Annotated in this window: 16 protein-coding genes; all 16 read right to left on the minus strand. The window is 65.1% G+C overall.

Annotation, left to right across the window (positions count from 1 at the left end; translation table 11 throughout):
• Nucleotides 1-8: 8 nt before the first annotated feature.
• Nucleotides 9-1,007, minus strand: a complete 999-nt coding sequence (locus ACI3EV_RS11170) for a D-alanine--D-alanine ligase (RefSeq protein WP_337691822.1) — start codon at nt 1,005-1,007, stop codon at nt 9-11.
• The gene (murC, locus tag ACI3EV_RS11175) at nt 1,004-2,425 is read right to left on the minus strand and encodes a UDP-N-acetylmuramate--L-alanine ligase (RefSeq protein ID WP_337691821.1); all 1,422 of its coding nucleotides are present in this window, start codon (nt 2,423-2,425) and stop codon (nt 1,004-1,006) included. Before murC ends, ACI3EV_RS11170 begins: the two co-directional genes overlap by 4 nt.
• Nucleotides 2,422-3,495: an undecaprenyldiphospho-muramoylpentapeptide beta-N-acetylglucosaminyltransferase gene (gene murG, locus ACI3EV_RS11180; RefSeq protein ID WP_329769815.1), complete on the minus strand. Its 1,074-nt coding sequence runs from the start codon at nt 3,493-3,495 to the stop codon at nt 2,422-2,424. The genes murC and murG overlap by 4 nt, the downstream gene beginning before the upstream one ends.
• 29 nt (nt 3,496-3,524) lie before the next feature.
• Nucleotides 3,525-4,820 carry a putative lipid II flippase FtsW gene (ftsW, locus tag ACI3EV_RS11185; RefSeq protein ID WP_337691820.1) on the minus strand — a complete coding sequence of 432 codons (1,296 nt, stop codon included), beginning with the start codon at nt 4,818-4,820 and terminating at the stop codon, nt 3,525-3,527.
• Nucleotides 4,817-6,367, minus strand: a complete 1,551-nt coding sequence (gene murD / locus ACI3EV_RS11190) for a UDP-N-acetylmuramoyl-L-alanine--D-glutamate ligase (RefSeq protein ID WP_337691819.1) — start codon at nt 6,365-6,367, stop codon at nt 4,817-4,819. Before murD ends, ftsW begins: the two co-directional genes overlap by 4 nt.
• A gap of 3 nt (nt 6,368-6,370) precedes the next feature.
• Complete coding sequence (gene mraY, locus ACI3EV_RS11195; protein WP_337691818.1) at nt 6,371-7,549, minus strand: phospho-N-acetylmuramoyl-pentapeptide-transferase; 1,179 nt, start codon at nt 7,547-7,549, stop codon at nt 6,371-6,373.
• Nucleotides 7,534-8,949 (minus strand): UDP-N-acetylmuramoyl-tripeptide--D-alanyl-D-alanine ligase, encoded by a 1,416-nt coding sequence (murF, locus tag ACI3EV_RS11200; RefSeq protein ID WP_337691869.1) that lies wholly within the window; start codon nt 8,947-8,949, stop codon nt 7,534-7,536. Before murF ends, mraY begins: the two co-directional genes overlap by 16 nt.
• 11 nt (nt 8,950-8,960) lie before the next feature.
• Nucleotides 8,961-10,526, minus strand: a complete 1,566-nt coding sequence (locus ACI3EV_RS11205) for a UDP-N-acetylmuramoyl-L-alanyl-D-glutamate--2,6-diaminopimelate ligase (protein WP_337691817.1) — start codon at nt 10,524-10,526, stop codon at nt 8,961-8,963.
• Complete coding sequence (locus tag ACI3EV_RS11210; protein ID WP_337691868.1) at nt 10,523-12,286, minus strand: penicillin-binding protein 2; 1,764 nt, start codon at nt 12,284-12,286, stop codon at nt 10,523-10,525. The genes ACI3EV_RS11205 and ACI3EV_RS11210 overlap by 4 nt, the downstream gene beginning before the upstream one ends.
• 95 nt (nt 12,287-12,381) lie before the next feature.
• Complete coding sequence (ftsL, locus tag ACI3EV_RS11215; protein ID WP_329769659.1) at nt 12,382-12,711, minus strand: cell division protein FtsL; 330 nt, start codon at nt 12,709-12,711, stop codon at nt 12,382-12,384.
• A complete protein-coding gene (rsmH, locus tag ACI3EV_RS11220) occupies nt 12,708-13,634 on the minus strand; it encodes a 16S rRNA (cytosine(1402)-N(4))-methyltransferase RsmH (RefSeq protein WP_329769661.1) in 927 nt (308 codons plus the stop codon). Before rsmH ends, ftsL begins: the two co-directional genes overlap by 4 nt.
• A gap of 8 nt (nt 13,635-13,642) precedes the next feature.
• A complete protein-coding gene (locus ACI3EV_RS11225) occupies nt 13,643-14,077 on the minus strand; it encodes a division/cell wall cluster transcriptional repressor MraZ (RefSeq protein ID WP_405197996.1) in 435 nt (144 codons plus the stop codon).
• A gap of 237 nt (nt 14,078-14,314) precedes the next feature.
• Nucleotides 14,315-15,646, minus strand: coding sequence for an ATP-dependent protease ATPase subunit HslU (hslU, locus tag ACI3EV_RS11230; protein ID WP_329769663.1), 1,332 nt, complete (start codon nt 15,644-15,646; stop codon nt 14,315-14,317).
• A 70-nt stretch (nt 15,647-15,716) separates the two neighbouring features.
• Complete coding sequence (hslV, locus tag ACI3EV_RS11235) at nt 15,717-16,274, minus strand: ATP-dependent protease subunit HslV (RefSeq protein ID WP_329769664.1); 558 nt, start codon at nt 16,272-16,274, stop codon at nt 15,717-15,719.
• A 102-nt stretch (nt 16,275-16,376) separates the two neighbouring features.
• Nucleotides 16,377-16,841, minus strand: a complete 465-nt coding sequence (gene dksA / locus ACI3EV_RS11240) for an RNA polymerase-binding protein DksA (protein ID WP_329769665.1) — start codon at nt 16,839-16,841, stop codon at nt 16,377-16,379.
• A gap of 213 nt (nt 16,842-17,054) precedes the next feature.
• Nucleotides 17,055-18,212: a GTP-binding protein gene (locus ACI3EV_RS11245; protein WP_329769666.1), complete on the minus strand. Its 1,158-nt coding sequence runs from the start codon at nt 18,210-18,212 to the stop codon at nt 17,055-17,057.
• Nucleotide 18,213: the final 1 nt, after the last annotated feature.

The raw sequence follows: 18,213 nt of genomic DNA on the forward strand, positions 1-18,213 counted from the left end.
TCGTCCTTTCAGGCGCCAGCCGCCGGCTGGTTGTCGAGGCTGGCCCAGGCCAGCAGCAACAGGCAGAGCTGCGGGTAGTCAATACCGGACACGCGTGCCGACATCGGCACCAGCGAGTGGTCAGTCATGCCGGGCGAAGTGTTGATCTCGAGCAGGAAGGGCTGCTGGTCTTCGGCGCGCAGCATCACGTCGACACGGCCCCAGCCGCGGCAACCCAGCGCCAGATAGGCTTCCAGCGCCTCTTTCTGGATCAGCGCCTCCAGCTCGGCCGGCAAGCCGCTCGGGCACTGGTACTGCACCTCGTCGGTGAAGTACTTCTGTTCGTAGTTGTAGTCGCCGCCCGGTGCCACGATGCGCACCATCGGCAGCGCACGCGCCTGGTCGCCAGTACCGAGGATCGGGCAGGTCAGTTCCTCGCCCACGATCAGGTTCTCGCACAGCACGGCATTGTCGATGGCTGCCACCTGGCGGATCGCTTCCAGCGTCTCGGCCAGGTCATGCACCTTGTAGACACCGATCGAGGAGCCCTCGTGCGGTGCCTTGACGATCATCGGCAGGCCGAGTTCGGCCACGGCCTGTTCGGCCAGCGCCTGTTGTGCGGCCGGATCACGCAACGCGCGCGACGGGCGCTGCAGGTAGCGCGGCGTCGGCAGGTTCTCGTGCAGCCAGATGCGCTTGGTCATGACCTTGTCCATGCCTACGCTGGAGGCCATCACGCCGGAGCCGGTATACGGAATGCCGAGCAGCTCGAGCGCGCCTTGCACCGTGCCGTCTTCGCCGTAGCGGCCATGCAGCGCCACGAAGCAGCGGTCAAAGCCTTCACGCTTGAGTTCGGCCAGCTCACGCTCGGCCGGATCAAACGGATGCGCGTCCACGCCCTGGCTGCGCAGTGCCTGCAGCACGCCATTGCCGGAGCGCAGCGAAATCTCGCGCTCGGCCGAGCGACCGCCCATCAGCACGGCGACCTTGCCCAGCGCTTTCACATCGGTCGGAATCACGAAGCTCATGCCTGCTCCTTGTCCTTGGCCAGCGCCACCACCTTGGCCGGCACGGCACCGATGGATCCGGCACCCATGCACAGCACCACATCGCCATCACGCGCCGTGCGCAGGATGGTGTCGGGCATGTCCTGGATGTTCTCGACAAACATCGGCTCGACCTGGTCGGCCACGCGCAACGCGCGCATCAGGGCACGACCGTCAGCGGCCACGATCGGCTCTTCGCCGGCCGCATAGACCTCGGACAGCAGCACCAGGTCGGAACGACCCAGCACCTTGACGAAATCCTCGAAACAGTCGCGCGTGCGGCTGAAGCGGTGCGGCTGGAACGCCAGGATCAGGCGCTTGTCCGGGAAGGCGCCACGGGCGGCCGCCAGCGTGGCCGCCATTTCCACCGGGTGGTGGCCGTAGTCGTCGATCAGCGTGAAGCTGCCGCCGCCTTGCGCCGGCACCTCGCCGTAGCGCTGGAAGCGGCGACCCACGCCCTTGAACTCTTCCAGCGCCTTGAGCAGCGCCGCATCGGGGATATTCAGCGCCATCGCCACGCCCACCGCCGACAGCGCGTTCTGCACGTTGTGCTCGCCGGGCAGGTTCAGGCAGATTTCCAGATCCGGACCGTAGGATGCACCGTCGTCATCGCGACGCTGCACGGTAAAGCGCATCTGGCCGTGGTCGGCGCGCACGTTGACGGCGCGCACCTGGGCTTCCTCGGACATGCCATAGGTGGTGACCGGGCAGCCCACCTGCTCCAGGATGTCACGCGCGGCCGGGCTGTCCACGCACAGCATGGCACGGCCATAGAACGGCATGCGATGCAGGAAATCGACAAAGGCGCGCTTCAGGTTGTTGAAGTCGTGGCCGTAGGTTTCCATGTGGTCGGCATCGATATTGGTGACAACCGCCATGATCGGCGACAGGTTCAGGAAGGAGGCGTCGGATTCATCCGCTTCGGCCACGATGTACTCGCCGCTGCCCAGGCGCGCGTTGGCACCGGCGCTGTTCAGGCGGCCACCAATGACGAAAGTCGGATCCAGACCGGCCTCGTGCAGCACGCTGGCGACCAGGCTGGTGGTCGTGGTCTTGCCGTGCGTGCCGGCAATGGCGATGCCCTTGCGCAGGCGCATCAACTCGGCCAGCATCATGGCGCGCGGCACCACCGGGATGCGCTTCTCGCGTGCGGCGATGACTTCCGGGTTGTCGGCCTTGACCGCGGTAGAGGTCACCACCACGTCAGCGCCCTGGATATTGCCGGCCGCATGGCCAACGAAGGTACGGATGCCCAGACTGGCCAGGCGGCGCGTGGTCGCGTTGTCGGCCAGGTCGGAGCCGGACACGCGGTAACCCAGGTTGGCCAGGACTTCGGCGATGCCGCTCATGCCGGAGCCACCGACTCCGACGAAATGGATGCTGTCTACAGCGTGCTTCATGCAGCGAACTCCTCACAGGCGGCCACGATTGCGCCCGTGGCCATGCGTTTTTCCATCTTCTTGGCGTGCTGCGCCTTGTCCAGCAGCTCTTCGCGCGTCAGGCCGCGCAGGAAATCTGCCAGTTTTTCCGGCGTCAGCTCGCTCTGCTGCATCAGCCAGCCACCGCCCTGGTCCACCAGGAAACGGGCGTTGGTGGTCTGGTGGTCATCGACCGCGAACGGGAACGGCACGAACAGCGCCGGCGCGCCAACAGCCGCCAGCTCGGTCACGGTGCTGGCACCGGAGCGGCAGACGATGATGTCGGCTTCGCCAAAGGCCTGCGCCGTGTCATCGATAAACGGCAGCAAAGCAGCATCGACGTCGGCCTCGGCGTAAGCCGCCTGCAGCGCCTGCAGCTGCTTTTCGCCACTCTGGTGCGCCACCAGCGGGCGCTCGGCCGGATCGATCAGCGCCAGTGCCTGCGGCACCGTGTCGTTGAGGGCCTTGGCACCCAGGCTGCCGCCCACCACCAGCAGTTTCAGCGGACCGCTGCGGCCGGCAAAGCGCTGGGCCGGCTCGGCCTGCGCCAGGAAAGGCTCGCGCAACGGGTTGCCGATCCACTGCACCTTGCCGTTGCGCGCATCGGGCTTGCCGCTGGTCTGCTCGAACACATTAGGGAAAGCCGTGAACACGCGGCGCGCAAAGCGCGACAGCAGCTTGTTGGCCATGCCTGGCACCGAGTTCTGCTCGTGCAGGATCAGGGGCTTGGCGTTCAGCGCGGCGGCAATGCCGGCCGGTGCCGTGATGTAGCCACCCATGCCGATCACGACATCGGGCTGCACGCGGTCGATCACCGCGCGGCTGGCGCGGATCGCGCGTGCCAGGTTGAACGGCAGGCGCAGCAGCGTGCCCAGGCCCTTGCCGCGCACGCCACCAAACTCCACCGGTTCGAAGGCAAAGCCGCGCGCCGGCACCTTGTCGCTTTCCATGCTGTCCGGCTTGCCCAGCCAGTGCACATTCCAGCCGCGCGCACGCAGCGCCTCCGCCACGGCCAGGCCCGGGAAGATGTGTCCGCCGGTGCCGCCGGCCATCACCAGCGCGGTCTTGCGTCCCTGTTCTTTCACAGGCTGCCCCCTTTCATCAGCATGCGGTTTTCGTAATCGATGCGCAGCACCACGGCCAGCGCCACCAGATTCATCAGGATCGCCGAGCCGCCATAGCTCATCAGCGGCAGCGTCAGGCCCTTGGTCGGCAGCGCGCCCAGGTTCACGCCGATATTGATCAGCGCCTGGAAACCGATCCAGATCGCCACGCCCTGCGCCAGCAGGCCGGCAAACACGCGATCCATCACGATCGCCTGGCGACCGATGCGAATGATGCGGCGCGTCAGCCAGAAGAACAGCACGATCAGGATCACCAGGCCGACAAAGCCGAATTCCTCGCCGATCACGGCCAGCAGGAAGTCGGTATGCGCCTCGGGCAGCCAGTGCAGCTTCTCGACGCTGCCACCCAGGCCGACACCGCTGAATTCGCCACGGCCGATCGCGATCAGCGCGTGCGACAACTGGTAGCCCTTGCCCAGCGCATGTTCCTCGCTGAACGGATCCAGATAGGCGAACACGCGCTCGCGACGCCAGGGCGAGGAGGCGATGATCAGGCCGAACATGCCGACCAGGATGCCGGCGATCAGGAAGAACATCCTGGCATTGACGCCGCCCAGGAACAGCACGCCCATGGCGATCACGGCGATCACCATGAAGGCGCCCATGTCGGGCTCCAGCATCAGCAGCACGCCGACGCCGCCTGCGGCAATCGCCATCGGCATCACCGCGTGCACGAAGCGCTTGATCTCGCCCATGTTGCGCTCGCGCTCCTGGACGTCCATCTTGCGGCGGATGTAGTCGGCGGCGTAGATCGCCATGGCCAGCTTGGCCAGCTCGGACGGCTGGAAGTTCATGATGCCGAGCGAGATCCAGCGGCGCGCACCATTCACGCCCTTGCCGATACCCGGGATCAGCACCGCGATCAGCAACGCAATCGCGCCGAGGAACAACCAGGGTGCCCACTTTTCCCAGGTGCTGATCGGCACCTGGAACGCCAGGATGGCCACGGCCGTACCGATCACGATCGAGATGCAGTGGCGCAGCACGAAGTGGTATTCGGCGTAGTTGGCAAAGCGCGGGTTGTCGGACATGGCGATCGAGGCCGAGTAGACCATCACCAGGCCCCACAGCACCAGCGCCGCCACGACCCAGATCAGGGCCTGGTCGACGATCTGCAGGTTGATCGGCTGCTGCGACACGCGGGCGCGCGAGCCGGGCATGCGCACCGGCACGCTGTCCTCGGCCTGGCGACCCCAGGGCAGACGATCCTTCCAGCCCTTGCGGCTGTCTTGTCCGGGCAGAACGGCACTCATGCGCGACCCTCCAGCGACATGCCGCGCGCCTCGGCCAGCTGTTCCACGGCCTGGCAGAACACCTGGGCGCGGTGCGCGTAATCCTTGAACATGTCCATGCTGGCGCAGGCCGGCGACAGCAGCACCGCATCGCCCTGCTGCGCCTGTCCGGCGGCCAGTTCGACCGCCTGTTCCAGCGAACTGGCGTGCGTGATCGGCACACCGGTATGCTGCAGCGCGGCGGCGATCTGTCCGGCATCCTTGCCGATCAGCAGCACGCTGCGCGCGTAGCGCTGGACCGGATCGGCCAGCGGACTGAAATCCTGGCCCTTGCCATCGCCACCCAAGATCACCAGCAGACGGCGATCCGGGCCCAGGCCATTCAGGGCGGCCAGCGTGGCACCGACGTTGGTGCCCTTGCTGTCATCAAAATACTCGACGCCATCGACGATGCCGACCGGCTCGACCCGATGCGGCTCGCCACGGTATTCGCGCAGGCCGAACAGCATCGGTGCCAGCGCGGCACCGGTCTGCACGGCCAGCGCCAGTGCGGCCAGGGCGTTGCTGGCATTGTGGCGGCCACGGATACGCAGCGCATCGGCAGGCATCAGGCGCTGGATATGCAGCGGTTCCGGCTCGGCCGCACGACGGCGGCTGCCGCCGTTGTCTTCTGTTTCGGCAGCGCGCACCAGCCACAGCATGCCGTTGACGTCTTCCAGGCCGAAATCGCCCGGGCGCTGCGGCAAGTCCATGCCGAAGCTGGTCCAGTTGCGCGCCGTGGCGGCCGGCTGGCCCTTGGCCGGCTTGACCGGTTCCGGCACCAGCTGCGGCAGCAGCGCCATCACCAGCGCGTCGTCACGGTTCAGTACCGCCGTGCCCTGCTGGCCAAACACATGCGCCTTGGCCTGCACGTAGGCATCCATGCCGCCGTGCCAGTCCAGGTGGTCCTGCGACACATTGAGAATGGTGGCCGCAGTCGGTTCAAAGCGGGTGCAGTCGTTCAGCTGGAAGCTGGACAACTCCAGCACCCAGGCTTCCGGCAGTTCGCCGCCGTCGATAAAGCCAGCCAGGGTATCGAGCAGGGCCGGACCGATATTGCCGGCCATGGCCACGCGCAGGCCAGCGCGATCCAGCAACTGCGTGGTCAGCGAGGTAACGGTCGTCTTGCCATTGGTGCCGGTAATGCCCAGCACCTGCGGCGCATAGCCCTGATCCTGCTGCAACTGGCGCAGCGCATGGGCAAACAGGTCCAGCTCACCGCCCACCCACAGGCCAATAGCGCGTGCCGGTTCAGCCACGGCGGCCACCGCCTGTGGCGACAGGCCGGGGCTGATGAAGACGGCGCGGATCTGGCCGTTTTCCAGCAGCGCCTCGGTCAGCGGGCCACTGACGAACTGCGCCTGCGGCACATCCTGACGCAGGCGATCCAGATTCGGCGGGGCTTCACGGCTGTCGGCTACGACCACATCGGCGCCCTGCCGCGCGCACCAGCGCGCCATGGACAGGCCGGAAATGCCGAGTCCCAGGACCAGGACGCGTTGACCGTGAAGGCTGGAATGCATCGTCATGGCTTACCTCAGCTTCAGCGTGGTGAGGCCGACCAGGATCAGCAGCATGGTGATGATCCAGAAGCGCACCACGACCTGGGTTTCACGCCAGCCATTCTTTTCGAAATGGTGGTGCAGCGGCGCCATCTTGAACAGGCGCTTGCCAGTACCGGTACGCTTCTTGGTGTACTTGAAGTAGCTCACCTGCAGCATCACCGACAGCGCTTCGACGACGAAGATGCCGCCCATGATGGCGAGCACGATCTCCTGGCGCACGATCACGGCAATGGTGCCGAGGGCACCGCCCAGCGCCAGCGCGCCGACGTCACCCATGAACACCTGCGCCGGATGCGCGTTGAACCAGAGGAAAGCCAGGCCGGCACCGGCCATGGCGGCGCAGAACACCAGCAGCTCGCCGGCGCCCGGAATATGCGGCAGGTACAGGTAGTTGGAAAACACGCTGCTGCCGGTGACGTAGGCAAACACGCCCAGCGCCGAACCGACCATCACCACCGGCATGATCGCCAGGCCATCCAGGCCGTCGGTCAGGTTGACGGCGTTGCTGCTGCCGACAATCACGATGAAGGTCAGCACCAGGAAGCCGACCACGCCCAGCGGATAGCTGATTTCCTTGAAGAACGGCACCAGCAGGCTGGCCGCCGGCGGCAGGCTGATGGAGAAGCCGGAGCTGATCCAGTCATAGACCAGCATCAGCACGCGGTAGTTGCTGGTCTCGGAAATGCTGAACATCAGGTAGAACGCGGCCAGCACGCCGATGATGGTCTGCCACAGGAACTTCTCGCGCGAGGGCATGCCTTCCGGATCCTTGCGCACCACCTTGCGCCAGTCATCGGCCCAGCCAATCGCGCCAAAGCCGATCATCACCACCAGCACGATCCAGATGAAGCGGTTGGACAGGTTCATCCACAGCAGCGTGGAAAGGGTGATGGACAGCAGCACCAGCACGCCACCCATGGTCGGCGTACCGCTCTTGCTCAGGTGCGTTTCCATGGCATAACCGCGCACCGGCTGGCCGATCTTCAGTTCACGCAGCTTGCGGATCACCCACGGGCCAGCCAGCAGGCCGATGATCAGGGCCGTCATGGCGCCCATCACGGCGCGGAAAGTCAGGTACTGGAACACCCGCAGGAATCCGTACTCCGGATACAGTTCCAGAAGCCATTGGGTCAGTGCTGGCAGCATGTCGCGTCCTTTTCTTGTTGTTGTTCCTGCATCAGCAGCTCGACCACACGCTCCATCTGCATGAAGCGCGATCCCTTCACCAGCACACTGCCGGCCTGCGCCAGCACCGGCGGCAAGGCCTGCAAAAGCGTCGGCATGTCCTGCGCACTGTCACCACAGTGCTGCGCGCCGGCATGCTGGCCCGCGGCATGGCGTGCCAACTCGCCCAGCGTGAACAGGTGCTCGATGCCCTGCTGCTGCGCAAACTGGCCGATCTCGATATGGAAGGCCTCGCCCTGGTCGCCGACTTCGCCCATGTCGCCCAGCACCAGCACACGTGGTGCCGGCAGCTCACGCAACACCTCGATGGCTGCGCGCACGGAATCGGGATTGGCGTTGTAGCTGTCATCCACCACGGTCAGCGCGCGGCCCTGCCATTGCAGCTGCAGCGCGCGCGAGCGGCCCTTGACCGGCTCGAAGGCGTTCAGGCCTTCGGCGATCTGCGCCAGCGGCACGCCAGCGGCCTGGGCGCAGGCGACAGCCGCCAGCGCGTTGCGGATGTTGTGGCGACCAGCCACGTGCAGGCGGAACGCCAGTGTGCCTTGCGGCGTGGCGGCTTCGACCTGCCAGTGATCGCCCTGCCAGGCCGTGGCCGTGGCAAATACCTGGGCGCCACAGGCGGCACTTTCGCCAAAGCACAGGCCGGGGCGTTCGCCGGCCAGCTCGCGCCAGATCGGGGTGTACTCCTCATCGGCCGGGTAGACGGCGATGCCATCGGCCGGCAGCGCGCTGATGACGCAGCCGTTCTCGCGCGCAACGGCCTCGACGGTGCCCATGAATTCCTGGTGCTCGCGCTGCGCGTTGTTGACCAGCGCCACAGTGGGGGCTGCCATGGCCGCCAGGCCGGCAATTTCGCCGGGATGGTTCATGCCCAGCTCGATCACCGCCAGACGGTGGCTGTCACGCAGGCGCAGCAGCGTCATCGGCACGCCGATGTCGTTGTTCAGGTTGCCCTGGGTGGAAAACGCGGCGTCGCCAGCCGCGGCACGCAGGATGCTGGCCAGCATCTGGGTCACGGTGGTCTTGCCATTGCTGCCAGTCACGGCAATCAGCGGCAGCTGGAACTGGCTGCGCCAGCCGGCAGCCAGCTGGCCCAGCGCCAGGCGCGTATCGGCCACTTCCAGACCGTTCCAGCCCAGACCATCGAGCTTGCCGGCATGACAAAGCGCGGCGGCGGCGCCGGCATCACGTGCCTGCGCCAGAAAATCGTTGGCGTCAAAGCGCTCGCCCTGCAGCGCCACGAACAGGTCGCCGGCCTGCAGCGTGCGGGTATCGGTATGCACGCGCAGCAGCGGCGTGTTGCCATCGCCCTGCAGGCGCGACTGCGGCAGCCAGCCGGCTGCCTGTTGCAAGCTCATCATGGGAGTCGTGCTCATGCCTGCTCCCCTTCCGTGACGCCTGCCTGCAGGCGTTGTTGTTGTGCCATCTGCACCTGTTCCTGATCCTTGAAGGGCAGTTTCACGCCCTGAATATCCTGATAATCCTCGTGGCCCTTGCCGGCGATCAGCACCACATCCTGCAGCGCTGCCTGTTGCAGGGCCAGCGCAATAGCGCGGGCACGATCCGGTTCCACGCGCGCCTGGGCCGGCTGCTGCAGGCCGGCCACGACCTGGCCGATGATGCGCTGCGGATCTTCGCTGCGCGGGTTGTCGCTGGTGACCAGCAGCTGGTCGCAGGCGGCTTCGGCGGCACGCCCCATCAGCGGGCGCTTGACCGGATCACGATCGCCACCGCAGCCGAACACGCACCAGAGGCGGCCGCCGCGTTGCTGCGCCAATGGCTGCAGCGCCTGCAGCGCCTTTTCCAGCGCATCGGGGGTGTGGGCGTAATCGACCACCGCCAGCGGCTGACCGTCGGCCGGCAGGCACTCCATGCGACCCGGCACCGGCAGCAGGCCGGTACAGGCAGCCACGGCAGCCTGCAAGCTGATGCCAAGCGCGCGCATCGAGGCGATCACGCCCAGCATGTTGGAGACGTTGTACTGGCCGATCAGCGCGGTACGCAGTTCCAGCGCCGGTGCGCCGGCTTCGTGCAGCTGGAACACCAGGCCGTCATCGGCATAGCGGATATCCGATGCCTGCAGGCGCGCCGTGCGGCCATCCTCGCAGGACACGGTCCACAGGTCCAGGCCGCTGTCGGCCAGCTCCTGTGCCAGCGTGACGCCAAACGCATCGTCCAGGTTGATCACGGCGGCGCGCAGGCCCGGCCAGTCGAACAGCGCACGCTTGGCCTGCCAGTAGGCTTCCATGGTGCCGTGGTAGTCCAGGTGGTCCTGGGTGAAATTGGTGAACAGCGCCACGGCGATGCGCACGCCATCCAGGCGATGTTCCGCCACGCCGATGGAGGAGGCCTCCATGGCGCAGTAACGCACGCCCTGTTCCACGCTGTCATGCAGCAGGCCTTGCAGCAGCACCGGGTCCGGCGTGGTCATGCCGGTGTAGTGCAGTTCGGCGCGGTTCTGCACGAAACGGCCGACGCCCAGCGTGCCCACCAGGGCACAGCCAGCCGTGGCTTCCGGCACGCGTGCCAGCGCCTGCGCCAGCCACCAGGAGGTGCTGGTCTTGCCATTGGTGCCGGTCGCCGCCACGATCTGCAGCTGGCTCGACGGCTCGCCGTAGAACAGGTCGGCGATCTGGCCAGTCAGGCGGCGCAGACCCGGCACGCAGGCGACGCGGCCCTGCACCAGCGGCTGATGCTGCGGCTGCATGAAATCGAATGCCTCGACACCTTCGGCCTCGACCAGGCAGGCCGAAGCGCCTTGTTGCAGCGCGCCCAGCACATGGGCACGCGCATCGTGCGCAGCACCCGGCCAGGCGATAAAGCCGTTGCCGGCCTGCACCTTGCGGCTGTCGGTGCACAAGATAGCCGTATGCTGACGCAGCCAGGCGGCGGCATCAGCAGCAGTTGTCAGGATCGGCAGGGAAAGGTGTCGGCTCATGGGGTCACCTCCTTGGCTGCCTCGTCATCGGCCGCCACCACCTGGGGCTGCACCGTCATGTCAGGCTGTACGCCCAGGATGCGCAGCGTCTGCTGCACCACGTCGCTGAAGACCGGGGCGGCCACGATACCGCCGTAGATGCTGGAGCGCGGCTCGTCGATCATCACGCCGACCACGATGCGCGGCGACTCGATCGGCGACACGCCGACAAAGGAGGCGCGGTACTTGCGGTCGGCATAGCCACGGCCTTCCTGCTTGCGCGCGGTACCGGTCTTGCCGCCGACCGAGTAGCCCACGGTCTGCGAGCGCGTGGCGGTACCGCCGGGCAGGCTCACCATCTGCAGCATGTGCATCACTTCCCTGGCGACCTTGCTGCTGTAGACGCGCTTGCCTTCCTCGGGATTGGAGGGCTGGAACTTGCCGCTTTCGTCCACCGCGCCCTTGCGCACCATGCTGACCGGCATCAGCACGCCGTCCCGTGCGAACACGGAATAGACGCGCGACAGCTGGAACAGGCTGGCCGACAGGCCGTAGCCATAGCTCATGGTGGCCTTCTCAACCGGACGCCAGGACTTGTAGTTGCGCACGCGGCCGGCAGCAATGCCCGGGAACGGCAGATCCGGTTTCTGGCCCAGGCCGAGCGCCGTGTAGTTCTGCCACATTTCCTCGGAACTCAGGCGGTCGGCGATCTTGACCATGCCGACGTTGCTCGACTTCTGGATCACGCCCTGCACCGTCAGCGTGCCGTAGCTGTGGGTATCGCTGATGGTGTGGCCGCCCATGCTCATGCGGCCGTTGCCGACATGGATGGCGGTCTGCGGGTTGACGCGGCCCAGCTCCAGCGCCTGCGCCACCAGGGCCGGCTTGATGGTCGAGCCCGGCTCGTAGATATCGGTCAGGGCGCGGTTGCGCAGCTGCTCGCCGGTCAGGTTGCGGCGATTGTTCGGGTCATAGCTCGGGTAGTTGGCCAGCGCCAACACCTCGCCGGTCTGCACGTCCAGCACGACTACGCTGCCACCCTTGGCGTCGCTTTCGGTCACGGCATCGCGCAGCTTCTGCCAGGCAAAGTACTGCACCTTGCTGTCGATCGTCAGGTGGATGTCCTGGCCGTCCATCGGCGGTACTTCCTCGCCCACGCCTTCGATCACGCGGCCCAGGCGGTCCTTGAGCACGCGACGCGAACCGGCCTCGCCAGCCAGCTGCGCGTTGAAGGTGCGCTCCATGCCCTCCTGGCCCTTGTCCTCGACGTCGGTGAAGCCGACGATGTGCGCCACGGCCTCACCCTCAGGGTATTGGCGACGGTATTCCTTGCGCTGGTAGACGCCTTCGATCTCCAGATCCATGATCTTCTTGGCCACATCCTCGTCAATCTGGCGCCGCAGGTAGACGAAGGTGCGGTTCTTGCCGTTGAGGCGCTTTTCCACATCGGCCAACGGCATGTCGAGCAGCCTGGCCATCTGCTTCAGCTTGTCGCGATCCGCCTCCAGATCCATGTCTTCGGGAATCGCCCAGATGCTTTGCGCCGGCACGCTGGAAGCCAGGATCAGGCCGTTGCGATCCAGGATGCGGCCGCGGTTGGCCGGCATTTCCAGCGTGCGGGCAAAGCGCACCTGACCCTGACGCTGGAAGAAATCGTTGTCGATGATCTGCACATAGGCGGCGCGGCCCATCATCACGCCAAAGGCCAGCATCATCAGCGCGACCAGCAGGCGGCTGCGCCAGGCCGGCGTGTGGCTGGTGAGCAGCGGGTTGGCACCCATGGCGCGCTCGCGTACTGCCTTGACGCTGGTGGCCCCACGCAGGCTTTTTTCCAGGGCGCGATCCATGCGGTCATCGCGGCTGCCGAAAATGCGTTTCATCGGCTGCCTCCCTGCGCGTTGGTGCTCACGTCGGCCACCGGCGTGCTCAGGCTGACCACGCCATTGCGGATCGTCACGTATTGCGTGACGGCCGGACTGGACTCGCGCATGCCGAGCTGGCCACGTGCAATACCCTGCACACGCAAGGCAGCGGTCTGGGCGCGCTTCTGCACCTCGAGCGTGTCACGCTCGGTCTCGAGCTTGCGTGCGGCGGCGCGTGCCTTGTCCATGTCGGTATAGACAGTGCGCGATTCATACTGCAGGTGCACCAGGTAAAAGGCACTGACCAGCACGGCAGCAAGCAGAGCCAGATGGGTACGGATCATGCCGAGGCCTCCGTACGGGTGGCACAGCGCAGGATGGCACTGCGCGAACGCGGGTTGCCTTCCACCTCTTGCGCCGTCGGGCGCAGGCGCTGCACATCGGTCAGCGGCATCGGCTTGGGCGCGGTGGCAAAGGCGGCCGGCATGCGGCGGTCAAACACCTCGCGCGAATGCTGCGCCATGAACTGCTTGACGATGCGGTCTTCCAGCGAGTGAAAGCTGATGACGACCAGGCGACCACCCGGACGCAGGATGCGCATGGCGGCATTCAGCGCCAGCTGCAGGTCTTCGAGCTCAGCATTGATGAAAATCCGGAAAGCCTGAAACGTGCGCGTTGCCGGATCCTGGCCACGCTCGCGGGTCTTGACCGCGCCAGCCACGAGTTGGGCAAGCTCTGCGGTGGTCGTGAGCGGCCCGTGCTCCTGTCGGCGAGCTGCAATCGCCTTTGCAATCTGTGCAGCAAACCGTTCTTCGCCGTAATCACGTATCACCTCCGTCATCTGGTCGATTTCGGCATCTGCCAGCCAGTCGGCCACGCTTTCGCCACGGGTCGGATCCATCCGCATGTCGAGCGGACCATCATTGCGGAACGAGAAACCGCGCTCCGGGTTGTCGATTTGCGGGGAGCTCACCCCCAGGTCCAGCAGCACGCCGTCGACACTGTGCGCCGGCAGTTCGCCCATGGCAACAAAGCTGTCATGGCGGATCTCGAAACGGCTGTCCTCGATCAGGCGCGCTTCGGCGATCGCATCGGGATCCTTGTCGAAGGCGAGCAGGCGGCCGCTCTCATTGAGCGACTGCAGGATGGCGCGGCTGTGCCCGCCGCGGCCAAACGTACCATCGACATAGTGGCCGGACGGGTTGGCTACCAGCAATTCGGCGGCCTCCCCCAGCATGACTGTGGTGTGTTTCCAATCTGCCTGCACAACGCACCTCAGAACGACAAGTTGTCCAAGAACTCGGGCAGCGGCTGCTCGTCAGCCTCTGCGTCCTTGGCCTTGAACAGCGCCAGATCCCAGATCTCGAAATGGCTGCCATTGCCGATGAACTTGGCGTCTTTCTCCATGTGCGCGGCTTCGCGCAGGTCAGGGGACAACAGGATACGGCCGGCAGAGTCGAGCTCGACCGGCATGGCGTTGCCCAGGATGCGGCGCTTTTGCCAGGCCGCCGAGTTGGGCCAGGCCGCCACCATGGCGCGGAACTGCAGCCATTCATTCTCGGGAAACAGCAACAGGCAGTCCTCACGGAAATGGCGCGTGATGTGCAACTTGTTCTCGCAGACCTGCTGAAGGTCGTCACGATACCGGGCAGGAATGGCGATCCTGCCCTTGGCGTCGATGGCGATGGTGCTGGCACCCTCTAGCAACACGGTGTGATTTCCTGAAAAACGGCCTGAAAAGGGAGGTGGAATGACACTTCTCACCACTATTCCCCACTTTTCAACACTGTATCAGGAAACGACACCGCCCACAATTGCTGTGGGCGGAATTTTTTAATGAAATCAAGAACTTATGGTAACAAGCGGGGAATTTCCAGAAAGGAAATCCCTGCAACTACCAGCACTTACGGAACCTAGTCAATGTAAGGCTTGAGACAATTCCAGGCATTACAGGATGTAACGTGACAAATCCTCGTTCTGGCTGATCTCGCCCAGACGCTGATCGACATAGGCGGCATCGATCACCAGGGTCTGGCCGCCACGGTTGCTGGCATCAAAGCTGACCTCGTCCAGCAGGCGTTCCATCACCGTTGCCAGGCGGCGCGCGCCGATGTTTTCGGTGCGCTCGTTCACGTCATGCGCGATCACCGCCAGACGGCGAATGCCCTCGTCGGTGAAATCGAGCGTGACCTGCTCGGTCGCCAGCAGCGCCTGGTACTGCTTGACCAGCGAAGCGCGGGTCTGCTTCAGGATCGCCTCGAAATCTTCCACCGACAGGTTCTGCAGCTCGACGCGGATCGGGAAACGGCCCTGCAACTCGGGGATCAGGTCGCTCGGCTTGCTCAAGTGGAAGGCACCGGAGGCCACGAACAGGATGTGATCGGTCTTGATCATGCCGTACTTGGTGCTGACCGTGGTGCCCTCGACCAGCGGCAGCAGGTCGCGCTGCACGCCCTGGCGCGAGACATCGGCACCACTGCGCTCGGCACTGCCAGCGACCTTGTCGATCTCGTCCAGGAACACGATGCCGTTCTGCTCGGCGTTGTCCAGCGCCTGGCTGCGGATCTCGTCCTCGTTCACCAGCTTGCCGGCTTCTTCATCGACCAGCTGGCGCAGCGCGTCGGCGACCTTGACGCGCTTGAGCTTGCGGCGGCCCTGCCCCATCTGGCTGAACATGTCGCGCAGCTGCTCGGTCATCTCTTCCATGCCAGACGGACCCATGATCTGCATCGGTGCCGCAGCCTCGGCCAGCTCGATCTCGATTTCCTTGTCGTCCAGCTGGCCTTCGCGCAGCTTCTTGCGGAACAGCTGGCGCGTGCTGTTGTCGGCGGCGGGTTGCGCCGGCTGGTCGCCGACCGGGCGCGCCTGCGGCAGCAGCGCATCCAGAATGCGCTCCTCGGCTGCGTCCTGGGCGCGGTTGCGCATCTGCTGCACCGCCTGTTCGCGCGTCTGCTTGACCGACACCTCGACCAGGTCGCGGATGATGGAATCGACATCCTTGCCGACGTAGCCGACTTCGGTGAACTTGGTCGCCTCGACCTTGATGAAAGGCGCATCGGCCAGGCGTGCCAGCCGGCGTGCGATCTCGGTCTTGCCGACACCCGTCGGGCCGATCATCAGGATGTTCTTGGGCGTGATTTCGGGACGCAGCTTCTCGTCCACGTGCTGGCGGCGCCAGCGGTTGCGCATGGCAATGGCGACGGCGCGCTTGGCCTGCTGCTGGCCAACAATGTAGCGGTCCAGTTCGGACACGATTTCCTGGGGGGTCATGGCAGACATGCTCGGGATCCTGCTTGCGGAAAAGATCGGAAAAGGGAACGGCTGCGCCCACCGGGCGCGGCGGGAGGCATCAGGCCGGGAATTCCAGCGTCTCGATGGTGTGGTGCATATTGGTGTAGATGCACAACTCGCCGGCAATCGCCAGCGAACGGCGCACCACCTCTTCGGCCGACAGCTCGGTGTGGTCGACCAGCGCGATCGCGGCCGACTGGGCATAGGCACCACCGGAACCGATGGCGACAATGCCTTTCTCGGGCTCAAGCACATCGCCATTGCCGGTGATGATGAGGGAGGCATCCTTGTTGGCCACGGCCAGCATGGCCTCGAGGCGACGCAGCACGCGGTCGGTGCGCCAGTCCTTGGTCAGTTCGACGGCAGCGCGCACCAGGTTGCCCTGGTATTTTTCCAGCTTGGCCTCGAAACGCTCGAACAGGGTGAAGGCATCAGCGGTGGCGCCAGCAAAACCGGCCAGCACCTGGCCGTTGTAGAGCTTGCGCACCTTGCGGGCCGAACCCTTGACGACGATATTGCCCAGCGTGACCTGGCCATCGCCGCCGATGGCGACCTGCAGGCCTTGCGGCGTCTGGCGACGCACGCTGAGGATGGTGGTTCCGTGAAATTGTTCCATGCGGGGTAAAGCCAGCGACAGCAGCTGCCGGCTGGCCACAGAAAGTTGATCAACCCCGCACAGATAGGGGCGCGCTGCGGCTTTGCAAGCGCGCCAGCGACATCAGTCGCCGAACATTTTCTGCTTGAGTTCGCGGCGCTGCTGTGCTTCCAGCGACAGCGTGGCGGTCGGGCGCGCCAGCAGGCGGCCGATGCCGATCGGCTCGCCGGTTTCGTCGCAGTAGCCGTAGTCGCCGGAATCGACCAGGTCGATCGACTGCTCGATCTTCTTCAGCAGCTTGCGCTCACGGTCACGCGTGCGCAGCTCCAGTGCGTGCTCTTCCTCGATGGTGGCACGGTCGGCCGGATCGGGCACGACCACGGCATCTTCGCGCAGGGTTTCGGCGGTCTTGCCGGCATTGCTCAGGATGTCGTCACGCAGCAGGGACAGCTTGTGACGGAAGAAGGCCAGCTGCGCGGTGTTCATGTACTCGGCATCCGGCATGGCCAGCACTTCGGCATCGGTCAACTCTTCAGGAGACTTCTTTTTCCAGTTGTTGGCCAGCTTGGCGTCTTTTTTCAGGGGCATACTTCGCTCATGTCGGTGGTCTGTCCAAGGCGGCAGACAGCTTGCTCGCAAACTGCAGCCGCGAACAGCTGCAGGGGAACCCCGAAGCCGGCAAGCAACCCTGCCTGCTTCATGGGGAATTTGCCATTTTGAACGATGTTCGGGGGCAAAACGCAGCGATTTTAGGGTAAATCACTACAAGTATCCAGCCAGCCCCTGTGCTGCGGTGCGATATCAGCTCAGGCTCTGGTCCAGTCCCTGCGTCAGGATCTCGCGCGGCAGATCGACGCCGATGAACACCATGCGGCTTTCGCGCACTTCGTCCTTGCCCCATTCCGGGCCCAGATCGCTGCCCATCAGCTGGTGCACGCCCTGAAAGATCACCTTGCGATTGGTGCCCACCATGTCGAGCACGCCCTTGTAGCGGTACATCTTGGGGCCATAGATCTGCACGATGGCGCCGAGGAAGTCTTCCAGCTTGGCCGGATCAAACGGGCGCGTGGCGCGGTAGACAAAGCTCTTCACGTCATCGTCGTGGTGATGGTGGTGTGCATGGCCCTGGTGGTTGCAGGCTTCGCCCGGTGCGTGGTGGTGGTCGCAATCGTGTGCATGGCCATGCTCATGCTTATGTTCATGACCGTGATCGTGGCCCTGGTGGTTGCAGGCCTCGCCTTCGGCGTGCTGGTGGTCGCAGCCTTCGGCATGGTCATGATCGTGGTGATAGTCGTGCTCGTCTTCCTGCAGGAACTCGGGATACAGGTCCAGCGTGGCGTTCAGGTTGAAGCCGCGCAGGTCCAACACCTCGTCCAGCGCCACTTCGCCAAAGTGCACCACCTTCTGCGGCGCACGCGGGTTCATCTGCTGCAGGCGGTGCTGCAGGTCGTGCAGCTCGGGCTTGCTGACCAGATCGGCCTTGCTGACGAAGATCTGGTCGGCAAAACCGACCTGGCGCTGTGCTTCCAGGCGCTCGTCCAGCTGCGTCTGCGCGTGCTTGGCATCGACCAGCGTGACGATGGAGTCGAGCAGGTAGTTCTCGGCAACCTCGTCGTCCATAAAGAAGGTCTGCGCCACCGGGCCGGGGTCGGCCAAGCCGGTGGTCTCGATCACGACACGGTCGAAATCGAGCAGGCCCTTGCGCTTCTTGGCCGCCAGCAGCGTCAGCGTGTTGCGCAGATCATCGCGGATGGTGCAGCAGACGCAGCCGTTGCTCATCTGGATGATCTGCTCGTCGGTATCGGAGACCAGGATGTCGTTGTCGATGTTTTCCTCGCCAAACTCGTTCTCGATGACGGCGATCTTCTGGCCGTGCGCCTCGGTCAGGATGCGCTTGAGCAGGGTGGTCTTGCCGGAGCCGAGGAAGCCGGTGAGGATGGTGGCGGGGATCATGGTCATG

The sequence above is a fragment of the Allobrachymonas wangyanguii genome, assembly GCF_045055315.1.
Taxonomy (GTDB): Bacteria; Pseudomonadota; Gammaproteobacteria; order Burkholderiales; family Burkholderiaceae_C; genus Brachymonas; species Brachymonas wangyanguii.